General features: G+C 66.1%; 18 protein-coding genes. 9 read left to right on the top strand and 9 right to left on the bottom strand.

Annotation, left to right across the window (positions count from 1 at the left end):
• Positions 1-163 precede the first annotated feature (163 nt).
• The gene (locus tag EG850_RS06550) at positions 164-544 is read right to left on the bottom strand and encodes a response regulator (protein WP_185714970.1); all 381 of its coding nucleotides are present in this window, start codon (positions 542-544) and stop codon (positions 164-166) included.
• Positions 545-729: 185 nt separating this feature from the next.
• Here EG850_RS06550 and EG850_RS06545 point away from each other — a divergent pair, with 185 nt between their 5' ends.
• The 3 genes from EG850_RS06545 (at position 730) to EG850_RS06535 (ending at position 4,033) form a co-directional block, all read left to right on the top strand.
• Complete coding sequence (locus tag EG850_RS06545) at positions 730-1,305, top strand: ECF transporter S component (protein ID WP_124971736.1); 576 nt, start codon at positions 730-732, stop codon at positions 1,303-1,305.
• On the top strand, positions 1,302-3,152 hold the full coding sequence (locus EG850_RS06540; protein WP_124971734.1) for an ABC transporter ATP-binding protein: 1,851 nt from the start codon (positions 1,302-1,304) through the stop codon (positions 3,150-3,152). Before EG850_RS06545 ends, EG850_RS06540 begins: the two co-directional genes overlap by 4 nt.
• Positions 3,153-3,214: 62 nt before the next feature.
• Positions 3,215-4,033 (top strand): energy-coupling factor transporter transmembrane component T, encoded by an 819-nt coding sequence (locus EG850_RS06535; RefSeq protein WP_235829235.1) that lies wholly within the window; start codon positions 3,215-3,217, stop codon positions 4,031-4,033.
• A gap of 108 nt (positions 4,034-4,141) precedes the next feature.
• Here EG850_RS06535 and EG850_RS06530 read toward each other — a convergent pair whose 3' ends face one another.
• From EG850_RS06530 to EG850_RS06510, 5 genes are all read right to left on the bottom strand, one after another.
• Positions 4,142-7,060, bottom strand: coding sequence for a lamin tail domain-containing protein (locus EG850_RS06530; RefSeq protein ID WP_124971732.1), 2,919 nt, complete (start codon positions 7,058-7,060; stop codon positions 4,142-4,144).
• Between the two features lie 217 nt (positions 7,061-7,277).
• Complete coding sequence (locus tag EG850_RS06525; RefSeq protein ID WP_124971730.1) at positions 7,278-9,641, bottom strand: ATP-binding cassette domain-containing protein; 2,364 nt, start codon at positions 9,639-9,641, stop codon at positions 7,278-7,280.
• A gap of 85 nt (positions 9,642-9,726) precedes the next feature.
• On the bottom strand, positions 9,727-11,469 hold the full coding sequence (locus EG850_RS06520) for a DEAD/DEAH box helicase (RefSeq protein WP_124971728.1): 1,743 nt from the start codon (positions 11,467-11,469) through the stop codon (positions 9,727-9,729).
• A 114-nt stretch (positions 11,470-11,583) separates the two neighbouring features.
• Positions 11,584-13,017, bottom strand: a complete 1,434-nt coding sequence (locus EG850_RS06515) for a hypothetical protein (protein ID WP_124971726.1) — start codon at positions 13,015-13,017, stop codon at positions 11,584-11,586.
• A 138-nt stretch (positions 13,018-13,155) separates the two neighbouring features.
• Positions 13,156-16,452 (bottom strand): efflux RND transporter permease subunit, encoded by a 3,297-nt coding sequence (locus EG850_RS06510; protein WP_124971724.1) that lies wholly within the window; start codon positions 16,450-16,452, stop codon positions 13,156-13,158.
• Positions 16,453-16,886: 434 nt separating this feature from the next.
• On the opposite strand from EG850_RS06510, the gene EG850_RS06505 reads away from it, so the two are divergent.
• The 4 genes from EG850_RS06505 to EG850_RS06490 all read left to right on the top strand — a co-directional run bounded on the left by EG850_RS06505 (position 16,887) and on the right by EG850_RS06490 (position 19,886).
• Positions 16,887-18,044, top strand: coding sequence for a DUF4097 family beta strand repeat-containing protein (locus EG850_RS06505; RefSeq protein ID WP_124971722.1), 1,158 nt, complete (start codon positions 16,887-16,889; stop codon positions 18,042-18,044).
• Entirely contained in the window at positions 18,041-18,775 is a 735-nt protein-coding gene (locus EG850_RS06500) for a PadR family transcriptional regulator (protein WP_124971720.1), read from the top strand. The genes EG850_RS06505 and EG850_RS06500 overlap by 4 nt, the downstream gene beginning before the upstream one ends.
• Positions 18,776-19,023: 248 nt before the next feature.
• Positions 19,024-19,488 carry a fluoride efflux transporter FluC gene (locus EG850_RS06495; RefSeq protein WP_124971718.1) on the top strand — a complete coding sequence of 155 codons (465 nt, stop codon included), beginning with the start codon at positions 19,024-19,026 and terminating at the stop codon, positions 19,486-19,488.
• The gene (locus tag EG850_RS06490; RefSeq protein WP_124971716.1) at positions 19,485-19,886 is read left to right on the top strand and encodes a fluoride efflux transporter FluC; all 402 of its coding nucleotides are present in this window, start codon (positions 19,485-19,487) and stop codon (positions 19,884-19,886) included. The genes EG850_RS06495 and EG850_RS06490 overlap by 4 nt, the downstream gene beginning before the upstream one ends.
• Before the next feature lie 187 nt (positions 19,887-20,073).
• On the opposite strand, the gene EG850_RS06485 is transcribed toward EG850_RS06490, so the two are convergent.
• The gene (locus EG850_RS06485) at positions 20,074-21,204 is read right to left on the bottom strand and encodes an NAD(P)-binding domain-containing protein (RefSeq protein ID WP_185714969.1); all 1,131 of its coding nucleotides are present in this window, start codon (positions 21,202-21,204) and stop codon (positions 20,074-20,076) included.
• 205 nt (positions 21,205-21,409) lie between these two features.
• On the opposite strand from EG850_RS06485, the gene EG850_RS06480 reads away from it, so the two are divergent.
• Entirely contained in the window at positions 21,410-21,625 is a 216-nt protein-coding gene (locus EG850_RS06480; RefSeq protein WP_124971712.1) for a DUF3073 domain-containing protein, read from the top strand.
• 3 nt (positions 21,626-21,628) lie between these two features.
• Positions 21,629-21,994 (top strand): SdpI family protein, encoded by a 366-nt coding sequence (locus EG850_RS06475; protein ID WP_124971710.1) that lies wholly within the window; start codon positions 21,629-21,631, stop codon positions 21,992-21,994.
• 186 nt (positions 21,995-22,180) lie between these two features.
• On the opposite strand, the gene purM is transcribed toward EG850_RS06475, so the two are convergent.
• Together purM and EG850_RS06465 are read right to left on the bottom strand one after the other, a co-directional pair.
• Positions 22,181-23,281 (bottom strand): phosphoribosylformylglycinamidine cyclo-ligase, encoded by a 1,101-nt coding sequence (gene purM / locus EG850_RS06470; RefSeq protein ID WP_124971708.1) that lies wholly within the window; start codon positions 23,279-23,281, stop codon positions 22,181-22,183.
• A 180-nt stretch (positions 23,282-23,461) separates the two neighbouring features.
• Positions 23,462-24,229: a tyrosine-protein phosphatase gene (locus tag EG850_RS06465; protein ID WP_185714968.1), complete on the bottom strand. Its 768-nt coding sequence runs from the start codon at positions 24,227-24,229 to the stop codon at positions 23,462-23,464.
• Positions 24,230-24,273: the final 44 nt, after the last annotated feature.

The raw sequence follows: 24,273 nt of genomic DNA, 5'->3' as shown, positions 1-24,273 counted from the left end.
TCCATTCCTCGACGGTTCACTGGCGAACTCAGAATTGAGCCGCAATTCGACCGTCGATGACCTCTTTCGCACGCTAGCAAGCCGCAATTACGAGCCTCGAACCGGCGGCGCGAGCTACGCCCAGCGCATGAAGCGGCCTACATCTCTGAGATGACGGCGACGATCAGCGCGGTAGCACCGCAGCGCGACGCACCTGCGCCACGATCTGCTCGGGCGTCGCGTATTTGCCGAGCACACCATCGGCCCCAGCGTTGAGCGCCGTCTCGGTGAGGTCACCTTCGCGACTGCCCACGAGCAATAGGATGCGCGGTTGCTTCACCTCGAGCTCGCGGATGCACGCGACGGTCTCGAAGACATCGGCACCTTCGAGCGATTTCGCGAGCAGGAGCACATCCGGTTGCAGCAGCTTGACGAACGAAATGGCCGTCTCGGCGGCACCACCCTCGCCCAACACCCGAATATCGGGCTGCGCCTGCAGGATCAGCGAGAACCCAGCCCTCACGAGATGCTGCCCGTCAACGATGACGACGCAAATATCTCCCACTGCTTCCTCCTTGCAGGCCTGCCGACGCACGGAGCTCCGTCGATGCAGACTGCGTGAAGCTATCGGTCGCGGGTTACGAGGGCCTAACGCAATTGGTCACCGGAAGTTCATATTTGGCGGAGTAGAGCCACACCCGCCGGTTGCCCAGTTGCATCCCTCGGTAGACTGATCGGCAGGAGTCAACAGTGAACAACATCAGCACCCGCCTGCTCATGTCCTGCGCCGCGATCGGTGTCGCAGGAGGTGTGCTCTTCACCGCGCACGCCCTCATCGGCGGCCTCGCGGTGAACACTGTGCCCTTCCTCTATGGCCTCACGATGGGCATCTACTTCTTGCCGGGCACGCTCGCGCAGGCGCTGTTTCGTCGCGGCGGCGTGGGCCTGCTCACCTCGGCACTCGCGGGTCTGGTCTCAAGTCCGTTCCAGCCCATCGGGTTCACGGCATTCCTCATCGGCCTCGGCATCGGCGTCATGCAGGAGGTCCCCTTCCTCATTGGCCGCTATCGCTATTGGAAGCCATGGCTGTTCTGGGTGGCGGGTCTCGTGCAGGGACTACTCGTCTCGGGCGCCGGCTTCGGCATTCTGCGCGGGCAAGACCTCACGTCATTCGGTGCAATTCTCGTCATTGCGTCGTTCTTCGTGTCGCCGCCGATCTTCACGGCTATCGCGCTTTGGCTTGCCGGTGCGCTTGATCGGGCCGGCGTCGCGCGCGGTTTGCGACTCGATGAGGACCGGCGGGGTCGGCCCGACTCGGCCTCGTGAGCGACGCTGCGCCGCTCATCCGTGTCGACCAGGTGAGCATCACCCACCGCGACGCCGTGCGACCGACGCCTGCCTGGGTGTCGTTCACAGTCGAGCGCGGCGAGGCGCTGCTCATCCTCGGCCCCTCGGGTTGCGGCAAGTCAACGCTCGCGCTCGCGCTCAACGGCCTCATTCCGAAGGACGTCTGGGCGACCGTCGACGGCACCATTGAACTGGCCGGTGACGATCTCAGCTCGCTGTCCATGGCCGAGGCTTCGGCACGCGTCGCAATGGTGTTTCAAGACCCGGATGCACAGATCGTCACCTCGACCGTGTTTGACGAGGTGGTCTTTGGCGCCGAGAACCTCTGCGTGCCAGCGGCCGAGGTCGAGGCGCGGGTCGAGCGCGCGCTGCGGTCCGTCGGGCTTTGGAACCGGCATGCCGATTCGCCGGATGTGCTCTCGGGCGGCGGGCGACAGCGGCTCGCGATTGCGGCCGCAATCGCGCAGGGCTCACCACTGGTCGTGCTCGATGAGCCGACGGCGAATCTGGATCCGCGCGGGGCACGCGAGGTGTACGACGTGCTCGGCGCGCTCGTGGCCGCGGGCGAGATCGGTGTCGTGCTTGTCGAACACAATTTGGATGAGGCGCTGCGCGTCGCGACGCGGGTGCTCGTGCTCGATCAGTCCGGGCGGCCGGTGCTGTCGGGCACGCCGCGCGAAGTGTTCTTGGATGCGGCGCCGCTGCTCAGTGAACTCGGTGTCTGGCAGCCGGTGGCCGCGCTTGCCGGAGGGCACTTGCGGGATGCGGGGCTTGCGGTTGGCACGCCGCTCACGATTGCGGAATTGCGCGCGGGAGTGCTTGGGCTCGGCGTAGCCGCCGGTTCGCCGGAACCGCTGGCGCCGCGTGCGACGGAGGGTTCGGCGCGTGCGGCGGCTGTAGTCGAACCGGCGACGTCTGAGCCGGCGACGTCTGAGCCAACTGCGTCCGAGGCAACCGCGCCTGAGCCGATAACGACCAAGGCACCCGCGCAGGAGCTGGCTTCCGATCTGCAGGCGCCGGCATCCCTCAGCCTTGAGCCGCACCTCGTGGTGCGCGAGCTTAAGGTCGTGCGCGCTGGCCGCATCCTGCTTGATCGCGTCAGCCTCACGATTAATCGGGGCGCCTTCGTCGCGGTCGTGGGCCCGAACGGTGCTGGCAAAACAACGCTGCTGCAATCGCTTGCGGGCATCGAAACGCCGCCGCGCGGCACGGTCCGCGTCGACGACCGCGACCTTGCCCGCCTGCGGGCACGCGAATTGCGCGATCGCATCGGCTACGTGTTCCAGAATCCTGAGCACCAATTTCTGGCGTCGACCGTGCGCGATGAGCTCTCGCTCGAATTGCGCACGCAGGGCTTTGATGTCGCCGCCATTGATGCGCGGGTCGCGGCCTCGCTGGAGCGATTCGGGCTCGACGAAGTTGCCGAACTGCATCCCTTCTTGCTGTCGGGCGGCCAGAAGCGGCGGCTCTCGGTCGCGACCGCACTCGTGTCGGGCGCGCCCTGTCTCGTACTCGACGAGCCGACATTCGGACAGGATCGCGCCCGCGCGGCTGAGCTCGTCGCGGTGCTCGCCGAGCTGCACGCGACTGGCACGACCATCATCATGGCGACGCACGACCTGCAACTTGCGGCCGATGTCGCCGATCAGCTCGTTGTCGTCGATGAGGCACGCATTGCCGCATCCGGCCCGACTGCCGAGGTGATCGCGAGCGGTGTGCTCGAGGCCGTGGGGCTTGACCGACCACCGCTTGCCCAAGCGTTCCGGGATGTACCGGGGCTGCGCGAGGTGATTCGGATGCGCGATCTGCCGGGGGTGACCTCGTGACCGCTGATTATTTGTCACCTCAGGAGCGTGCCGAGGAAACTCCACCTTCGCGGAGTACCCGCGTGACAGAAACGACGGCCGCCGGCGTCGACCGACCAACCATGGCCCAGGCCCGAGCACTCGGCTTGCCGTTCCTCCACCGTCTGCACCCACTCGCAAAGTTCGGTGCGTCAACGGTGGCGCTCGTCGCGGTGTTCTTCGTCGACACGCCGTTCATCCCGGGAGCCATCGCGGCACTCGCCTTCGCGCTCGTGCTCGTCGGTGCCCGATTGACCTGGCTGCAGCGCGCGCTCATCGTGGTGGGCGCGCCGGTGCTTGCGGCGGTACTCATCGTCACGCTCGGTATCTGGATCGACCCGAAGCTCACCGTTGGCACCCCGACGATCCTCCAGATTGGCGATTGGGTGTTTCGTCGCGGTGCGCTTGATCTCAGCGCGGCGACGTCGATGCGACTCACCGCGATCGTGGCCCTCTCGCTACTTGGTGGTGCGACGACCGCGGGAAGTGATTTCGTGCGTGCGCTCGTACAGCAGTTGCACGTGCCCTATCGCTTTGGTTATGCGGGGCTCGCGGCGTTCCGATTTGTGCCGCGATTCAAGCGCGAGCTCGCGATTATTCGCCAGGCGCATCGGGCCCGCGGCATTTCGTTCGGGCGTGGACCGGTTGGTTGGGTGCGGCGCCAGCTCGCCTCGCTCGTGCCGCTCATCGCTGCGGCAATGCGGCACGCTGATCGAGTGGCGCTATCGATGGATGCGCGCGGGTTTGGGTATCGCCCCGTGCGCACCGAGCGACACCAGGTGCCGTTCCGAGGCGTGGATGCGGCGTTCCTCATTGGTTTTCTCGTTGCTGTTGCGGCGATCTTCGTGGTGGGGCTGGTCTAGGCAGCGGGTCTCGATCTGTCGCTTCGCTCCTACTCGACCAACCACAATTCGTAGTTGGTCGAGCGGACGAAGCGCAACGCAGGTGTATCGAGACCCGCCCGGCTCCGCCTAGTTCGTGCTCTCTCCCGCATCCACGGGTTCAGCCTCGCTGGTGCGACGGCCGCGCACGAAAAAGAGCACGACACCCGCGAGCACGAGCACACCACCGACCACGAGAATCCAGGTGAGGTCATCGGCACCGGTCTGCGCGAGGCCCGGAACCGTGCTCGGCTTCACCGCTGGCGCAGCCGCCGCGTTTTCGCCCGCATCCGTTCCCGGGGCATCCGTGCCGGTATCGTCGCCGGGCTCTTCCACCGGCGGCACCGGAGTGACCACGCAGGCAATCGACGCAGTGCGCAGCGCGTTCGCTGTCACCCCGTCCTCAGTCCACCACACCGGCCGCAGGCCATCAACGCAGAGCGTCGAGGTCGCAAAGCCCTCGTTGTTCACGTTCGGCATCGATGCCGGGCGTGCAAAGTGCGCGACAGCCGGTGCATCCGTGCCGTTGAAGGTGATCTGCGCCGACTGGCCGAGGCAGCCGTCATCACACACGGCCCAGAGCACACCGAGCACCGAGTCGTAGTCGAGGGCCATGACGCCGCCGAGCTTCGGGTCGATGACGCCAACGATGTTCGCCGAGCCGTCCTCGCCGAGTGCGAAGGCGTAGACCTGACCGTTGTTCTCAACGCCGAGGAGGAACAGTCCGTCGCCATGACCCGGGTAGTTCGCCGGGTCGTAGGGCGCGGCGGTGTTGTCGTCCCAGAGCTGACCCGCGAGCACCGCATCCGACACCCACTCGATGGTCTCGACACCCGTGTTCGCCGCGACCTGCGGCAAGATCGTCGTGAGATCCCACTCCTGCAGCGCAACGAGGTCGGTACTCGCCGAGCGGGCGTTCATGCCCGCGTTCGGGTCGACCATGAGCACCGTGTTCTGGTTGGCACCCTTGTTTGAGTTGTCGCGCTCGGCGGCGATGTAGAGCATGCCGTCGCCCGCGACCGTGATGCCTTCGGCGTCGGGGCCGGCCGCGGTCGGGTTGCCCGCGTCGCGCTGGAAGCGCACGCGCTTGCCATCGGCCCAGCCGTCAGCCACGGCGAACGAGCCATCAGCTGCAACGTTGAGCTTCCAGATCGTGCCGGTGCCGTTATCGACGACCCAGAGGATGCCCTGCTCACCCTCGACGGTGAAGTCGAGACCCGAGGTGTCGGCGAGGAAGGTCGGGGTGGTGTCGACGGGGCGCACATCGTCGTTGCCGGGCCACGGTTGCACGGCAATGTCGCCGACGCAGGTGTTGAGGGCGCCCTTGGTCGATTCCGCGGTCACCGCGAAGTCACCGGTGGCGTCGGGGCAGCGACCCCAGGTAGTCGCGGCGTGGCCCGACCAGGTGGTTTCTTGCAGTAGCGTCTCGCCCGAGAACACGCGCACCGAGTCGTTCGCACCGAGGCCAAAGCCGAGGTCGGCTTCTTCGATGACGTAGTAGCCGAGGGCCGGGATGCTCGTACCCGCGGGAATGACGTAGGCGTGCGAGTCGTCGTTGTCCTTGACGATGAGGCCACCGATATCGAGCGAGTTGGCCGAGGGGTTGTACAGCTCAATCCAGTCGCCGGGAGTACCGCCGCTCGACTCGACCTCGTTGATGACGACCGGGTTACCGCAGGTGTTCTCGGCGCCGCGGGTGGAGATTTCGACATCGATGAATTCGCCAGTGCCGTCGGGGCAGCGCGCGTAGACGCCAGCAGCGTGGGTGGTCCAGGCGTATTCGGCAACGGTCTGGCCGTGGGCGTCCCGCACGGTGGCTTGATCGTTCGCACCGAGGCCGAAGGCGAAGTCAGCATTGCCGAGGAAGACGTAATAGGCGCCCGGTGCGAGGGTCGTGCCCGTAGCGACCGGGGTGACGTCGGCGGCGTGGCCGACGGGGTGATTGTCCATGACGGTCCAGCCCGAGATGTCGACCGGGGTGTCGCCGATGTTCTTGATCTCGACCCAGTCGGTGTCGTCACCGTTTGACTCGACCTCGTTGATGACGACCTTCGGCGGGACGCACTCGTTCACCGCACCCTTGGTGATGTAGGCAATCTCGAACGCACCGGTGGTGTCGGGGCAGCGCGCGATAGTCGCGGCGGCCTGGTCACCGTCGATGGCTGCGTGGGCAGTCCACGAGGTTTCCTGGATGATCGTGCCGGTGAGGTCGTACACGCGGATGGAGTCGGCACCACCGATGCCGATGGCGGCTTCGAAGGTGTTCGGCACCCAGTTGTCAGTGAGCTGGTCCCAGATGAGGCCCTCGGCCTTGGCGTCGACCACGAGGTATTCGCCAGCCGCGATTGACGAGCCCGCGGGGAAACGCCAGCGGTGGTCATCCGAGTTGTCGCGAATCTCGTAACCCGAGATGTCGAGGGCCTCGGTGCCAGGGTTAACAAACTCGATCCAGTCGGCCGGCTGCGAGTCGATTTCATTGAGGATGAGGGCACCGGGCGTTTCTTCGACCGGAATGTCTTCGGGGAAGATGTTCGCCGCACCCTTGGTCGACTCAGCGGTCTCGCGCCAGGCGCCGGTGGTGTCGCGGGCCCAGGTGGGGTTGCCGTGCGCGGTCCACGCGAACTGGTCAAGCACGGTGACGCCGTCGGTGTCGACGAGACGCACCGTGTCGGCTCGGCCGAGACCGAAGTCGAATTGGCCGTTGCCTGCCTTGTCGAGTTGGTCGATCACGAGGAAGGCACCGGGTGCGACGATCGTGCCAGCCGGGAAGGTGTACTGGTCACGGTCTTGGTCATCGCGAACGTGGTAGCCGGCGAGGTCGACCGACTCGGTGCCAATGTTCTGGAACTCGATCCAGTCGCCGGGAGTGCCGCCATCCGACTCAACTTCGCTGATGACGATATTGCCTGCGTCCGGGGCGGCGACGGCTGCGAGGGGTGCGGCAGCGATGCCGACACCACCAATGAGCAGCGCGGCTGCGACCGATCCGAGACGGCGAATTGCGCGCATGGAGATCTCCTTGAAAGGGCATTGCAGGGATGCAACAACGTGCGAATGCTCTCGGAGATCAGCGAGCGGGCGCTGGCCGCGAGGTAAACGAGAGGCGAACCGGGGGTGTCGGGTCTCGATCTGCTTCGCTACTCGACCACCCACGTCACCTGGCCGATCGAGCGGTGCCCTGAGGCTCTCGAAGGGTAGGCCGAAGGCCGTATCGAGATCCCGCCCCTCAGCTCACGTACTCCGCCAAGTGCTTCCCCGTCAGCGTCGACGACTTCACGAGCTCTGCCGGAGTTCCCTCGAACACCACCGCGCCACCATCGTGCCCAGCGCCCGGCCCAAGATCGATGATCCAATCGGCATGCGCCATCACCGCCTGGTGATGCTCGATCACAATCACCGTCTTACCCGACTCCACGATCTGATCGAGCAAACCAAGCAACTGCTCCACATCGGCGAGATGCAAGCCGGTCGTCGGCTCATCGAGCACAAACACGCCGCCCTTCTCACCGAGGTGCATCGCGAGCTTCAGCCGCTGCCGCTCACCACCCGAGAGCGTCGTGAGCGGCTGGCCGAGGCTGAGGTATCCGAGCCCCACATCCACGAGCCAACCAAGTAGCTTCACCGCGGCCGGTGGCAGCTTTGCCTCACCCTCACTAAAGAACTCGGCTGCCTCAGAGATGGGCATCGCAAGCACCTCGGCGATGTTTTTACCGCCGAGCAGATACCCGAGCACCTCCTGCTGGTACCGCTTGCCCTCGCAAAGCTCACACTCAGTCGCCACCGTCGCCATCACCCCGAGGTCGGTATAGATGACGCCAGCGCCATTACAGGCGGGGCACGCCCCCTCAGAGTTCGCGCTAAAGAGCGCCGGCTTCACGCCGTTCACCTTCGCAAACACCTTGCGGATGTGGTCAAGCAGCCCCGAGTAGGTGGCGGGGTTACTTCGGCGCGAGCCACGAATCGCCCCCTGATCGATCACCACAATGTCGTCGCGCGAGCCGACGAGCGAGCCGTGGATGAGCGAACTCTTCCCCGACCCAGCAACCCCGGTGACAACCGTGAGCACCCCGAGCGGCACATCCACGTCAACATCGCGCAGATTGTGCAGATTGGCCTCGCGAATCTCGAGTGCCCCGCTCGCCGAGCGCACTGCATCCTTGAGTTGCACGCGGTCATCGAGGTGGCGACCGGTCAGGGTCGACGAGGCACGCAACCCGTCGACCGTGCCTTCAAAGCAGATCTCGCCACCACCCGAACCCGCACCCGGGCCGAGGTCAACGATGTGATCCGCGATCGCAATCGTTTCGGGCTTGTGCTCGACGACGAGCACCGTATTGCCCTTGTCGCGCAGGCGCAGGAGCAGCTGGTTCATCCGCTCAATATCGTGCGGATGCAGCCCGATCGTCGGTTCGTCAAAGACATAGGTGACATCGGTGAGCGACGACGAGAGGTGCCGAATCATCTTCGTGCGCTGCGCCTCACCGCCCGAGAGCGTTCCCGAAGCGCGATCGAGCGAGAGGTAACCGAGGCCGATGCTCACGAACGAGTCGAGCGTCTCGCGCAACGATTCGAGCAGCGGCGCCACGCCTGGAAGGTCCAAGCCGCGCACCCACTCGGCGAGCTCCGAGATCTGCATTGCGCACGCATCCGCAATGCTCTTGCCGTCGATCTTTGCCGAGCGTGCCTCTTCGCTCAGACGCGTGCCGTCGCATTCGGGGCAGGTGCCGAACACGATCGCTTTCTCGACGAATGCGCGGATATGCGGCTGCATCGAGTCGACATCCTTCGCGAGGAACGACTTTTCGATCTGCGGAATCAGCCCGAGGTAGGTGAGGTTGATGCCCTCGACCTTGATCTTCGTCGCCTCTTTGTAGAGCAGATCGTCAAGTTCGCGCTTCGTGTACTTCTTGATCGGCTTATCGGGATTAAAGAAGCCCGAGCCGCGGAAGATGCGTCCGTACCAGCCGTCCATGGAGTAGCCGGGGATCGTGATCGCGCCCTCGTTGAGCGACTTCTCATCGTCGTAGAGCGCCGTGAGGTCGTAATCGCTCACATGCCCCTTGCCCTCGCAGCGGGGGCACATGCCGCCGGTTTTCTGGAAGGTGCGCTTCTCTTTCTTGCCGGCGATCGTGATCGAACCGGCACCAGAGACGGTCGCGGTATTGAACGAGAATGCGCCCGGCGGGCCGACGTAGGGCTTGCCGACGCGGCTGAACAGGATGCGCAGCATCGCGTTCGCGTCGGTGACGGTGCCGACCGTCGAGCGCGGGTTGCCGCCCATGCGCTCTTGATCGACGATGATCGCGGTGGTGAGACCGTCGAGCAGGTCGACGTCGGGCCGCGCGAGCGAGGGCATGAAGCCCTGCACGAACGACGAGTAGGTCTCGTTGATGAGGCGCTGCGATTCGGCGGCGATGGTGCTGAACACGAGCGACGATTTGCCCGAGCCACTCACGCCGGTGAACACCGTGAGGCGGCGCTTTGGTATCTCCACAGAGATGTCTTTGAGGTTGTTTTCGCGGGCGCCGACGACGCGGATGCGCTCGTGGCTGTCAGCGAGCGGGATGCTGGTGGCGGGTTGCTCGGCCATGAAACTCCTCAGATTCGGGCTGGCTCGGCGGATGCGCAGAAAAGCATTCTGCCACCGCCTCACCTTCAGTGACGAGGAACTCCCCCTAGAGCGCGAACTCGTCGAGCTCTCGGCCGCCCGGAGCCGCAGGTTGCAGCGGTGCCGAGATTTCGGCACGTTCGAGCAGTTCTTCCATGCGCCGTCGACGCGAGGGCGCGATCACCGTAACCACAGTGCCGCGATTGCCCGCGCGGCCGGTGCGGCCAGCGCGGTGCAGATAGGTCTTGTACTCATCCGGCGGGTCAGCCTGCACGACGAGGCGAACATCGTCGATGTGAATGCCGCGGGCGGCCACATCGGTGGCCACGAGCACATTGACCCGACCGCGCGTGAGTTCGGCAAGGTTGCGGGTGCGACGAGCCTGCGTGAGGTCGCCGTGGAGAGCGACGGCCGGTACACCGTAATCAGCGAGCACCTCGGCATAGTGTTCGGCACCGGCACGCGTGCGGGTAAAGACGAGCACCTTGCCGCCGGATCCCGCGAGCTGTGCCACGACGGCCTCTTTGTCGTAGCGATCAACGACGAGCACGCGATGCTCAATATCGCCGCGAGCCTCTTCGCCGGCGACCTCGTGCACGGCCGGTCGCGGCAGGAATTGCTCGACGAGCTGTCGTACCGCGGCATCGAGTGTGGCCGAAAACATGAGCCGCTGACCGTTGCTGCGCGTTTGGGTGAGGATGCGCTGCACTGGCTCAAGGAAGCCCATATCGCACATCTCATCGGCCTCATCGAGCACCGTGATCGCGATCTGCGTGAGGTCGAGATCACCTCGCCGCGCGAGGTCTTCGATGCGTCCGGGTGTGCCGATCACGATGTCGACGCCGCGCTTGAGTGCGGTTTGCTGCTTTGCGTACGGCACGCCGCCGTAGAGCTGGGTCGTGTAGAGCCCGACCGCGCGGGCGAGCGGTTGCACCGTGTCGTCGATCTGCAGCGCGAGCTCGCGCGTGTTCGCGAGGATGAGCGCCTTGGGTGCCCGGCCAATCGCCTTCTTACCGGAGGAACGCATCGTGAGGAGCTTTTGCACGAGCCCCGCACCGAAGGCAATGGTCTTACCGGAACCGGTGCGGCCGCGACCGAGCACATTGCGACCGCCGAGAATATCGGGGATCGTCGCGACCTGAATCGGGAACGGGTTGACCGCGCCGAGGGTGGCGAGTGCCTCGACGATTCGTTCGTCGACGCCGAGTTCGGCGAAGGTCACGCCCTCGGCCTCGGCGGCCGTGATGGCCGTGCCCTCGAGCCGCTCGAGCACGACGTCTTCGCGCTTGCCGTCGCGGTGCCCGGATGCACCGGGGGTGCGCTGCGTGTGCTGCTCGCCCTGGTGCGCGCCGCGATCGGATGCGGTGGCGCGGCGCTCTGCGGCGCGCTCGGATGCGGCGAGGTCGCGGTCAGCACTGCGCCGCTCGCGGGCATCCCGGGCTTGTTGCCGTGCCCGCGCTTCGGCGCGGCGGGCCCGGTCACCGCGCGGGGCCTCGTCGCGGCCTCCGCGAGCCGCGCGGGCGGGCGCATCCCCGCCACGAATGCTTTCGGCGCCGCGGTGCCCCGGAGCATCCTGGCGACCATGCGCGGCGTTATGCCCCGACGCACCCTTACGGCCGCGGGCATCCTGTTCGCCGCTGCGCGCACTCTGCTCTCCGCTAGCGCCCTGCTGCCCCGCGCCATCGCGGCGCCCGCCGCGACCAATGCGGTCACGGTAGTCGCCGCTCGCCACGCCCTCGCGCGCCTGGCGCTTCGGCTTCTGTTTCGGCTGATAGTTCTTCGCTGGCTTGTAGCCACCGCGCTTGGCCATGGGGTGCCCTTCGGGTCGGATGCGTCACCGGCACCCACGCCCCACGGAAAACGGGCCGGCGCCTCGCGTTTCAGGGTACGCGAGGCGCCGGCCGGTGGTGACTGGGCGAGCTGGCTACTTGATCGACCACTTGCCGTCGGCATCGACGATGATGATGCCGGGACCAGGTTGCAGGGTCACCGGAGCCGACCAGACGCCGATCTCGTTGATGAGCAGCTTTGCGTAGCTGTCGCCCTTGCTCTGCTGCTTCACGATGTAGTTGCTCGTGCCATCGTGCGTCGCAGTGAACGTGCCACCGTTGCCCGCGTAAAGGAACAGGCCAGGGCCGGTGCCTTCGCCAGTGAACTCGGGAGCCGAAGCGACCGAGGTGAACTCGAGTGTCCACTCGCCGCTCGACTCAACCTTGACCTTCGGCTTCTTCACGTCGGTCCACGAGTCGAGGCCCCAGGGAGCTGAGCCCGAGAAGTTATCGCTGGTGATAAACGGTGCGTCGATGTACGAACCGTCCGCCGCATCCTCGATGTCAACAAAGAAGATGCTGCTCCCTGTGTGGGTCGCCGTAACGATGCCTGCGGTGATGCCTTCCGGCAGCTCGAACTCGGCGTTACCGGTACCCGACTTGGTGAATTTCTCGTAGGTGCCCCACTCCTGCTCGGCCCACTGCTGCGCGGCCGAGAGGTCGACGGCACCGCTGCCGCCACCGGTAGGCGGGGCCTGCGTGGTCGGCGGCGCCTGGGTCGTGGGAGCCGGAGCCTGCGTGCTCGGTTCCGGACCGGTCGTCTCGGTCGGCCCGGCACCCTGCGTCGACGTGGCGCTCGGGGTCGAATCCGAAGCGTCGTCCTTGTTGCCGCCGCCGCTGAACACACCGGTAAACACGAGGACCAGCACGACCGCGATAACTGCGGCACCTGCTGCGAGCAGGATCCAGAGGAGCTTCTTGTTGCCGCCCCCTTCGCCGCCGCTACCGTCACCCTGCGGGAACCCGCCCGGGCCCGAGGGCGGTGCGCCCTGCCAGCCCTGGTCACCGTACTGCGGCTGACCGTACTGCTGGTCGGGCTGGCCATACTGCTGGCCATACTGGTTCTGTCCGTCACCCTGGCCATACTGACCGTACTGCTGATCGCCGTACTGACCGTACTGCTGCTGGCCGTACTGGTCAGACTGGCCATAGTTGCCGTACTGCTCGGTCGGCTGGTTGAACTGCTGGGTCGGCTCTTCACCGAAGCCCTGCCCGGCGCCGTATTGCTGAGTCGGCTCTTCCTGCCCGGGCGCGCCGTACTGCTGCTGCGGCGGCCAGTTCGTCGGTTGCCCGTTGTAGGCAGTCTGCCCAGCGTCAGGCTGCGACCACTGGCCGGAGTTGTTGCCAGCTTGCTGCGACCAGTCGTCACCGGTGCCGACCCACTGGCCGCCAGCCGATGCATCCTGGTTCTCGCTGCCAGCGCCGTAATTCTGCGCGTTCGAGCCCGACCACGGTTGCTGCGGGTCGTTCGGCTTCGGGTACTCGCCAGGGTTGCCGTCGTTGCCGCCGGGCCAGTTGCCGTTATTCACAGGAGACCTCCGGTGGGTCGGTGGAGTTTAGATATCTGCCAGCTTACGAGACTGAATGTCTGCCGACACCCACTCTGGCCCCGGCTCCGCCCAAAGGATGATGCCCATGCACACGCAATTGCCAGTGCGCATCCGTCGCTAGGCGAGACCTGCCTCACGCAGACGCTGCTCACGACGCTCCTCGACGCGATCAGCACGGCGCTCGAGCACGCCCTCGACGGCGACGTAGAGCGCGGGGAGGACGAGGAGGGTAAGCAACGTCGACGAGAGGAGCCCGCCGATGACCACGATCGCCATCGGTTGCGAGATGAACCCGCCGTGGCCGGTGATACCGAGCCCCATTGGCGCGAGCGCGAGGATGGTCGCAAGGGCCGTCATCACGATCGGACGTACACGCCGGGTGCCGCCGGCGAAGGTTGCTTCGCGCACGCGCATCCCGCGATGACGGTACTCATTCACCAGGTCGATGAGCACGATCGCGTTCGTGACCACGATGCCAATGAGCATGAGCACGCCAATCAGCGAGGCGACACCCAGCGGGATGCCCGTGAGCACCTGCATGAGGATGGCGCCAGTGGCCGCGAAGGGCACTGAGATGAGGAGCAGGAACGGTTGCAGCAAGCTGCCGAACGTCGCGACCATGACGATGTAGACGATGAGGATGGCCGCGAGGAGCGCCAGCCCGAGTTGCGCGAATGCCTCGCGTTGGTCGGCGGCACTGCCCGAGAGTTCGGCCTTGGCGCCCGCGGGAAGCTCGACATCGGCAAGTGCGGTTTCGATCTCGGTGCCGAGGCCGCCGAGGTTGTCCTGGTTCGATTCGACCGTGAGTTCGGTGTAGGGCGTACCCGATTCGGCGTTGATGCCGACCGGACCGTCGACCATTTCGACCGTGGCGAGTTCGCTCAGCGGCACCTCGACGGGCCCGAGGCGAATGGGCAGCTCGCGCAGTTCATCAACGGATGCGGGCGGGGTGCCGTCGCCGACGTAGTAAATGCGCAGCGCCGCGCCGTCGATCATGATGTTGCCGGCCGGCACCGGTTGCAGCGCCTGGGCGACCTGCGCGCCGAGGGTGAACTCGTTGAGGCCGTAGCGGGCGGCCGCGGCCTGGTCGACATCGAGGCGCACGAAGGGTTGCGTTTCATCGAGGGCGCTCGTCACCTGAGTGATGCCTTCGACCGTCTTGAGCGCGGGGGCGACAAGGTCGTTCGCCTCATTCAACGTCTCGAGGTCTGGGGCCGAAACTCGCACCGAGAGGCTGTCGTTGAAGCCGCCGCCGAAGCCGATCGAGATCTCGCCGAGGTCGTCTCGGGTGGCGAGCTGTTCGCGCACGACTTCCTGCACTGCATCCGGGTCAACACCGTCGCTCGTCGTGACGGTCCAGCGAATGGTGTTGCCGCCGCCACCGCCACCAAACGCGGCCATCATGCTGTTGCCGCCGTAGCTGAGTTGTACGGTGTCGATGCCGTCGACGGAGTCGATTTCCGCTTGCATCCGATCGGCAAAGGTGGCTTTGGTGTCGAGTGAGGAGTTCATTGGCACGCGCTGTGAGATCTGGAACACGTTCTGGCCGGCGGTGCCGAGGAAGTTCGTCTTCATGAGCGGTGCGACCGCGACGGTGCCGATGAGCACAAGTGCGGCAATCGCGAGCACCGCGAAGGGGCGGGCGATGGCGAATTTGAGAAGCGGTTCGTAGCCGCGCTGCAGCCAGTTACGTGGTTCGTCGTCGACAGGATGCGCTGTCGCGGGCTCGGGCTGCGTGAGCGTGATTTCACCGGTGGGCTGGCCGTCGATGATCGGCAGCGCGCGGCGGCCGCGCGGGCGCGGCGCTTCGTCGGAGCGGGCGGCGGTCTCGGCACTGATGGGGAGGGCGTGGCTGGGTTCGCTGACTTCGGCGTTGGCGTCGCCGGTGTCGCGCTCGGCGGCACGCACGCGCCCGCCACCGAGGAACCAGTACGCGAGCACTGGCACGATCGTGAGCGACACGATGAGCGAGGCGAGCATCGCAATCGCGCTCGTGAGCGCGAACGGCCGGAAGAGTTCGCCGGTGACATCGGCGACAAACATGATCGGCAAGAACACCGCAACCGTCGCGACCGTGGATGCGGTGATGGCACTCGCCACCTCACGCACGGCCCCAGCGATAACGCGTACTCGCTCGCCACCGCGGAGCGTGGCCGTGGGGTTGAGTTGCATGTGTCGGCGGATGTTCTCGACGACGACGATCGAGTCATCGACGACGCGTCCGATGGCGATCGTGAGCGCGCCGAGGGTGAGGATATTGAGGCTGTACCCGGCGAAGTCGATGGCGATGAAGGTGACGAGGAGCGACGCCGGAATCGAGATCGCGGTGATGAGCGTCGCGCGAATCGACAGCAAGAACACCAAAATCACGAGCACGGCGAAGCCGAGGCCAAGCAGGCCCTCGGTCACGAGCGTCGAAATCGACTCTTCAATGAACGGTGCCTGGTCAGAAACCACGTGCATCGTGACGCCGTCGCCCAGCGAGGCCTGTAGCTCGGGCAGAGCATCCGCAACCGCATGCGAGACGTCGACTGTGTTTGCCGAGGGACGCTTCGTCACCGAGATGGTGAGTGCATCCTCGCCATTGACCCGCGAGATTGACGTCACCGGCTCGAGGTCGAGCGTGACCTCGGCGACGGTGCCGAGGGTGATGACCGCGCCATCGGCACCGAGTTCGGCGCCGGTGATCGGGAGCGCCGCCACGTCTTCGGCGCCGGTGAGCACTGTGCCGGCCTGCACCGTGTAGGTCGAACCGGCTTCAGTGAGCTGGCCGGCCGGCACGAGCACGCCGGCATTTTCGAGGGTGTCGGCGATCGACTGCATCGTGAGGCCGTGGGCGGCAAGATCGGCCTGGCGCGGGGCGATGTTGATGCGCTCGGCCCGGTCGCCGAAGAGATCGGCACTGCGCACCCCGGGCAGCGAGCGCAATTCGCCCACGACGTGGGTGCGCAATTGCTCTGCGATGTCGATGGGGTCGCCGCCGGTCACCGCGATCTGCACGATCGGCAGGTCGTCGATGCCGCCGGAGAGCACGGTGGTTTCGGCATCAGCGGGCAGTTGCGAGTCGATGCGGTTCAGTGCCTGCTGGATGCGTTGCTCGGCGTAGACAATATCGGTGCCGTAGGTGAAGTTGGCGCGCACGATCGAGCGGTTGGCGTTTGACACCGTGCTCGTCGATTCGAGGCCCTGTAGCCCCTGGAGGGCTGATTCGACCTTGCCGGTGACGTCGGCGTCAACGATTTCGGGCGAGGCACCTGGGTAGGTGGTGATCACCGAGACCTGCGGCAGCGAGATCGACGGGATGAGTTCTTGCTTGAGCGAGGTCATCGACAAGACGCCGAAAAACGCGATCGCAACCGTGATCAGCGCGATGAGCGCACGGTTGGCGAGGCTGAGATCGGCGAGTTTGTGCACGCCTCCAGTGTTTCATGCGCGAGCGGCCCGCATCCTCGTGCTGTGGATTGATGGTCCGCGAAGGGCGCGGCATGGCGCGCATGTTGCACACCGCCGCACGCCTCCGCCGCGCACTGAGGCTCTCGAAGTGTCCGCGCCCCACCCCACTGTCGCTAATCCGCTCGCTTCCGGCTAAACCGCCCGTTGCAGCGCGCGGTTTAGTCGGAAGCGCGCGGTTTAGTGGCACGAGGACGGCCGCCATCGCACACCTCAGCACACAACAGTGACGGTGTCACCCACCGCGAGCGCGCTGATAGCCACCTGTGCATCTCGCGATATATCTTGACTTGCTCGAAGCGCATCCGTAGCTTGAAGTTACGCGATATATCGCGACTGCTCGCCTGCATCCGCAACCGCACATCCCACCGCGACGTACAAGAGAACTGGAGCATCCAATGGCGATCGAACAATGGCTCATCGACTCCCCCAAAACCATCGATCTTGAGGTCGTGCGCCACGTGCGCGCCGGCCTCATGAACGGCTCACTCAACGTCATCGCCCACGACGAACCCGGATGCCGGGTCGAGGTCGCCGCCCTGAGCGGCCGCAACCTCAAGGTGTCGATTGACGGCGACACGCTCCTCATCAACCACCCGCAGCTCGACTGGAACGAGCTCGGCGACTCAGCCCGCGCCATCATCGACCAGCCAAGCGCCGAGGTGAGCGTGCTCGTGCCAAAGAACGTTGACGTGAATGTCAAGGCGACCGGCGCGAACGTGCTCGTCGTCGGCATCGACGGGGATGTGTCAATCACCACGATCGGCGGCGAGCACTTCTGCGACCGCACCGGTGGCAAGCTCACGCTCACGTCGGCCGCCGGCGAACTCTCGGTGCGTGATCACCGCGGCTCGGTGGATGCGAAGACCGCGACGGGCGATGTCACCGTGACGGGTGCAATCACCTCATTTGCGGGCAACACGATCTCGGGCTCGACGGTAGTGGACGTTGCGGGCTCAGCGCCCTCGCGCATCAGCAACACCTCGGTTTCGGGATCGACCACAGTGCGTCTGCCCGAGGCGACGAACCCGGTCGTGACGGTGTCGAGCGTCACCTCGAAGGCGCAGATCGGCACCCGCATCATCGAGCCGCAGTTTGCGAAGAGCGTCACGGTGGGCGAGGCAGCCGATGGCCAGCCGTTCACCGAAGTGCGAGTGACGACTGTGGCTGGCCGCACGGTCGTGTTGCGTGAGGGTGCGGCGTGGCCGGGCGACACGGATGCGGCAAGCAGCAACACCGCAGGGAACAGCACCGCCTTCGCGGCGGCGACCACACCGGATGCTGGCGTTCCCGCAGATGCGCCGCAGGGCGACCAGCTCGGGGGCGTCGGCAACCACAGCGGCTCAGCCGATGGCGCGGCCGCGAGCGCCGCATCCTGGCGCATCGGCGACAACCCGAACATTGACCTGTCGCAAGCTCCGAAGCCGACGTTCAATGTCGTGCCTGCCGTGCAGGCCGACGACGCCGACACCGCGACCCCCGCATCTGCCTCTGAACCCGGCGCACAGTTTGAGCCCGGCGACACCCGCACCGCATCCGAGGGAGGCCAGCAATGACCCCACCGATCTTTGGCCACGGCGAATTGCGCTTGGTCCTGCTCACGCTGATTGCCGAGCGTCCACGCCACGGCTATGAGCTCATCCAGGCACTGAGCGAACACTTTGCGGGCAGCTACTCGCCAAGTGCCGGCACCATCTACCCACGCCTCGCGAAGCTTGAGAGCGAGCGGCTCGTGACCAAGCGCGAGGATGGCCGCAAGACCGTCTACGCGATCACGGCGGCGGGTCAGCGCGAGGTCGATGAACGCCGGAGCGAGTTTGAGCAGATCACCGTCGACCAGACCGCCTCGCTGCGCTCGGTTGCCGAGGAAGCTCGCAGCGGGCTCGCGCAGGCGCGGTCTGGCTTGCGCGCGGAACTCGACCGCATTGCGGCCTCGGCGCGAGCTGCGGCAGAGGCAGCGATGACCGGACACGCTGCGGCAATGCCGGATCCGGCGGCGGAAGCTACTGACCCTGCTGAGGCGGCGCCCGAGTCGCCGCGCCACGAGGGCGGATGCAATTTCGGTGGCGTGCCGCCGGTCGCCTCGGTGAGCCCCGAGACCGAGCAGGGGCTCAGCCACCTGCGTCGCGTCGATGTCGCGCTACAGCGCCTGCGCATGGATGTGCGCCAGGATGCGCGCACCGCCGAGCAGAACGGCACCCTCGACGGGGATGCGCTCGACGACGTCGAGCGCGAACTGTTCGAGGTGCGTCGCCGCATCGCGGGGCGCTTCGGCATCCACTACTAGCCTGCCCAACCGCACCTCACCCGCAAATGGCGTCATTTGCGCGTACTGGCGTCACCAAATTGACGACACTGCGCCCAGATGACGCCATTTGTGTGCGAAACCCCGCCCGCACACCTCGATGACAGCTGCGCCTATGGATCCGCGCCCCGCGAGCCTCGACGGCGTCGCACAATCGCGAGACGCCCGACCTCACCCACCCCAACATTTGCCGCGAACGCTCCCCGCATCCCGGTCGTAGACTCGGGCGCATGACCTCGCTCCCGCGTGACCAGCGCACACCGTGGCCGCGGCTGCTCAATGGCGCACTGCTCGTCTTCCTCGGGGGCATGCTCGGAGCGCTCCTGCGCATCTCGTTCACCGTCGACAACCTCAAGTTCGACGACTTCATCGCGACCGATTCGACCAACCTCATCGGCACGATGTTCGCGAACATCCTCGGCACCTTCACGCTTGCGCTCATCGCGGGCGCCCGCGCGGGGCAACCGGCAACAGCGAAGGGTGACGCCGCCTGGCTCTTTTTCGGGGTGGGCCTGCTCGGCGGATTCACCAGCTACTCAGCCGTCGCTTCCATCGTGGCGATCAACCTCGACCACGGCAATCTGCTCTGGCTTGAGACCGGCATGCTCACCGTGTTGTTCGGCCTTGCGGCTGCCGCCCTCGGCTGGTGGCTCGGCCGCACATTCGGACGCCGTGCGAACGGTGGCCGAGCATGATCAACGTGGCACTGCGGCCACTCGGCTCGCTCGAAATGCTCCTGGTCGTGATGATCGGCGGGCTCGGCGCGGCCGCTCGCTACCTCGTCGACATGCTCCTGCAAGAACGGGCTGGACTTCGACCGTGGACTTCAATCATGCTCATCAACGCGTTCGGTTCGACGCTCTTGGGCAGCACACTCGCGCTCATGCACACGGATGCGTGGCTCATCTGGTTTCTCGTCAGCGTGTTCGCGGGAGGGTTCACGACGCTCTCGACGACGATGTTGCACGCCTTCTTGGCGCTGGCCGAGCGGGCGTTTGTGCGTGCGATAGTCATTGCGCTCGGTCAGCTCATTGGATGCTGTCTGCTCGCCTGGCTCGCGTTCGTCGCGGTTCGCGCGTTGCTCGGCCTCTAGCGCGCGGCTGATCGCCCGCAACTGCCCCTCTCGTGGTCATCTACCCCACGCATGGGTGGGGTAGATGACCACGAAGCACGCCCATGCGGGCGAGAGCGACCCGAGCAGCTCGCTCGCGGATGCACGGCGAGCATCCACGCTTCGAGAACCTCAGCGCGCGAGGCGGGTCAAACGTGCACCCGGCCGCTCAGCCGACGAGACGGTCGATCGCATCCTCGGCAAGCAGCACGGCGTTATCGAGCGCATCCGCCGGGTCAATACCCGGCCCGTACCCGAGGAACGCCACGCGCTCATCGCGACGCGACCAGCCGGCCCGCACCTTCGGCGTCCCGCCAGCATCGCGCAGGCCAAGGGGCGCGAGATAGCGGGTGGCTTCGCGCCCGCCGGTCGCCCAAAGCACCGCGTCGATCGGCACGACGTCACCGCTCGCGAAGACCGCCGCATCCGATTCAAATCTCGCCAGCGGGCCGCGAGTCACGAGCGTGCCTCGACGCATCCCGTCAAATACCTCGACCGTGAGCGGAATGCCACGCACCGAAACGTCGGACGGCAGCCATTTGCCGCGCGCGGCCATCTTCGCGACGCGCGTGCGCTGTCGCAGCCCGATCTCGCCAACTGTCACCGCGGCGCGACGACGCAAGCCAAACGTAGGCCGCTCGTGAAAATCCGGGTCGCGCAGGGTCGACCACACCGTCTGCGCGTCCTGACGCTCAAGCTCCAGCAACACCGACACGGCGCTCCGGCCACCGCCCACGACAAGCACGCGCTGTCCGGCGAACCCCGCGAACGACTCGAGCCGGTAGACGTGTTCTTGCGTGCCAGCGAAGCGATCAGCGCCCGGGTACCAAGGCACAAAAGGATGCGCCCAACTCCCGGCCGCGTTGACGAGCAGTCGCACCTCGCGGCGCACGATCGCCCCATTTGGTTGCTGCACGGTGAGCAAGAGTTCCTCGCGGCGCCGCTCAGCATCTACGCGCAGCGCCCGCACACCGTGGGTGACGAGCAGATCGTAGGCATCGCCGTACTTGCGCCACACCTCAGGAACCACATCGCGGGCAAGTGCCTGCTGGTCGGCGCCTCGGTACGAGAGCCCAAGCTCCGATTGACCTGGGAGATCGACGAGTTCTCCTGCACGCAGGCCGCGGTCGATGGTGACGAAGTCCCATCCCTGTTGCCAATTCGCACCGGGCCGCGAGTGGTTGTCGATAATGATGTAGTCGCGCAGCGGTTCGAGCCCGAGCGCGCGCAGTGAATAGGCCAAAGTGAGGCCGGCGGCGCCTGCGCCAACGATCGCAATATCGACGCGGTGCGATAGCACTGACAACGCGACTCCTGCGTGCTGGACGTGGGGCGGAAACTCGGCGCTCTCGGTCTAGCGCGTGCATTGAGCATAGGCGGGCGGTGCGACATGCAGGGTGAACATGACGGCGTGGTAAACTCAGCCTCAGAATTCACCATTTACGTTCACTGGCCGGTCGACTCATCGCTCGCCCGGCCCGATGCTATTGAGGGGGTTGCGCAATATGGGGCGTGGCCGTCAGAAGGCGAAGCACACCAAGGTCGCTCGGGAGTTGAAGTACAACATCCCCGAGACTGACTACGAGCAGCTTCAGCGCGAGCTTCGTGGCTCCGAGTCGGGACTCACCGAAGACGAGATGTCGAAGTGGGCTGAATACATCGACGAAGACGACGAGAGCTTCGACGAGGACGACGACGTCGATCAGCGACGGTTCGCCTAGCTAATGGGCCTCGTCGCCCCGGGTCTCACTATGGGGATCCTCCTCGGCGCAATCATGGTGTTCGGCAACGTACTGTCGCTCGTCTCAGTGCGTGCAGCGTTGTCGGGCCAGATCACGCCCGACACGTACGGTGGCATTCGTACCGCTGCGACGCGGTCATCGGATGCTGCTTGGTACGCCGCGCACGAAGCCGCCTGGCCCTGGGCCCGGGCACTCAATGGTGCGGCCATCGTGTTCGGGATTGCGACCATGTGTCTCGGACTGACCGTGGCACCGTTCTTGGTGTGTGCCGCGCTTTCCGCAGCGCTCACGATTGCTGGCGCGGTCGCGCAGATTGTCGTTGGTCACCGGGCGGCGCAGAGGGTGTAGCGTGGCGCTTCCTGCGGCGCGCATCGTGCGTGGCGCGTCCGGTGCGACGCCTCGCGCGCATCCGCGCACTAATACGCTCGTGCCCGCCTAATACGCACGCTGCAGCGCGCGTATTTGGCGGAAGCGTGCGTATTAGCGAATGGGATGCGGCGGCAACGCGCGTATTAGCGCGCCCTGGCCGAATCCCTAGGCGTAGCTGCCGACGAGACGCACGGCGCCACCATCGACGCCCTTTTCACCCTGCGTGAAACCGTCGAGATCGCGCGCCGACATCGAGATGCGGCCAGCGACCCAACCCTCGAGGCCCTCTTGCGCGCAGGCGGCGAGCACTGCATCCGCCTTCTCGGCGTCGACAATCGCAAACATGCCGATGCCGAGGTTCCAGGTGCCCTCAACCGACTCGAGCGACGCACCCGCGAGATCCGTGAGGATGCGGAACACCGGCAGCGGCGACCAGAGTGAACGCTCGAGCTCGATCCACGAACCCTGCGGCAGCACGCGCGCGAGGTTCGCCGCGATGCCGCCACCGGTCACGTGGGAGAACGCGTGAATTGCACCGTCAAGTTCGGGCCGACGCAGCACGCGCACGAGTTCGCCAGTGTAGAGGCGGGTCGGTTCGAGTAGCGCTTCGCCCCACGAAGTGCCAAAGTCAGCGGCCTGCGCGCGGTAGTCGATGCCGTTGTCGGCAATGATGCGGCGCACGAGCGAGTAGCCGTTTGAGTGCAAACCGGATGCGGCGAGCGCGATGACGACATCGCCGTCGGTCACGCGTTCGGCACCGAGCACGCGGTCGGCGTCGACGACACCGGTGACGGCACCGGCGACGTCGTAGTCGTCTGGTCCGAGCAAGCCCGGGTGCTCCGCAGTTTCGCCGCCGGTGAGTGCGGTGCCGGTGGCGGCACAGGCATCGGCGATGCCCTTGACGATGGCGGCGATGCGCTCGGGTACGACCTTGCCGCAGGCGATGTAGTCGGTCATGAAGAGCGGCTCAGCACCTACGACGATGATGTCGTCCACGACCATGCCGACGAGGTCCTGGCCGATGGTGTCGTGCTTGTCGATGGCCTGGGCGATAGCGACCTTGGTGCCGACGCCGTCGGTCGAGGTGGCGAGGAGCGGGCGACGCATCCCCTGCAGCTTCGAGGCGTCGAAGAGCCCGGCGAATCCGCCGAAGCCGCCGACAACTTCGGGGCCGTGGGTGGCCTGCACGGCCTGCTTCATCAGTTCAACGGCGCGGTCGCCGGCCGCGGTGTCAACACCCGAGGTGGCGTAAAGGTCATCGCTCATGGCCTCCAGCCTAGCCGCGCGGCCCAGCGCGAGTGCGCGTGCTCGCGAGCACGCGTGGCCGGGATGCGTCGGCGCCCAGGCCCCTGCCCTAATCCGCTCGCTTCCGGCTAAACCGCGCGCTGCAGCGCGCGGTTTAGTCGGAAGCGAGCGGATTAGCGGATGCGTTGCGCGACGGGCACGCTACCCGAGCAGGCGCCCGGCCAGCGTCTCGAGCTCGGCATCGGTGAGCCCCGCCTTCCGCAGCGTCGTCCAGGCGTCGAACCCCTCGGCCTGCTCGAGCACCGCCGACTCGAGGGTGTGACCGGTCTTCTCCAGGTTTTCCAGGATGCGGTGCGAGTTGTCGGGAAACTCCAGCCGCTCGTAGAACTTCACGAGCTCGGCGGGCGTGCGCGCGTAGTCCTCAGCGATCGCACCCGGCTCCACTCCCGCCAATGAGAGGAGCGCAAAGGTCACGAGTCCGGTGCGGTCACGCCCCACCGCGCAGTGATAGATGATGCCGCCAGGCGCCGCCGCGATCGCCCGCAACACCTCAACCACCCGACCCGAAGACTCCTGCAACACCGGCCCAAAGTAGCGGGGAGATCCGAGGCGACCCTCTTCGTGCATCCGCCGCCAAAACTCAAGGTGATGGGTGTCATCAAGCGGCACCCGCACCCCAAACATGCCCTCGGGCAACTCTGCTTCGGGCACCGGCGGCACCCGGAATGAGTTCGCTTCCGCCTCCTCGGGACTGCGCGGCACGGTGCGCGTCTCGAAGCCATTGCGCAGGTCAACCACGGTGCGGAAGCCGTCGCGATACGCCGCATCCAACCCCTCGGGCGTCGCGAAGCGCAGATCTGCCGAGCGCGCATAGGCCTTGTACTTCGTCTCGCCACCGGTGGCGAGCGGCAGGCCGCCGAGGTCGCGAGCGTTGTAGAACCCATCCCAGTGCAGTTTTCGTGTCGGCATAGCGCCATTGTCGCCCAGCAGCATGACTGAGAACCCGAGCACAC

The organism is Gulosibacter macacae, assembly GCF_003865375.1.
In the GTDB taxonomy this organism is placed as follows: Bacteria; Actinomycetota; Actinomycetes; order Actinomycetales; family Microbacteriaceae; genus Gulosibacter; species Gulosibacter macacae.
Note: the sequence above shows the minus strand (reverse complement) of the source record. Positions and strands in the feature narration are given on the sequence as shown.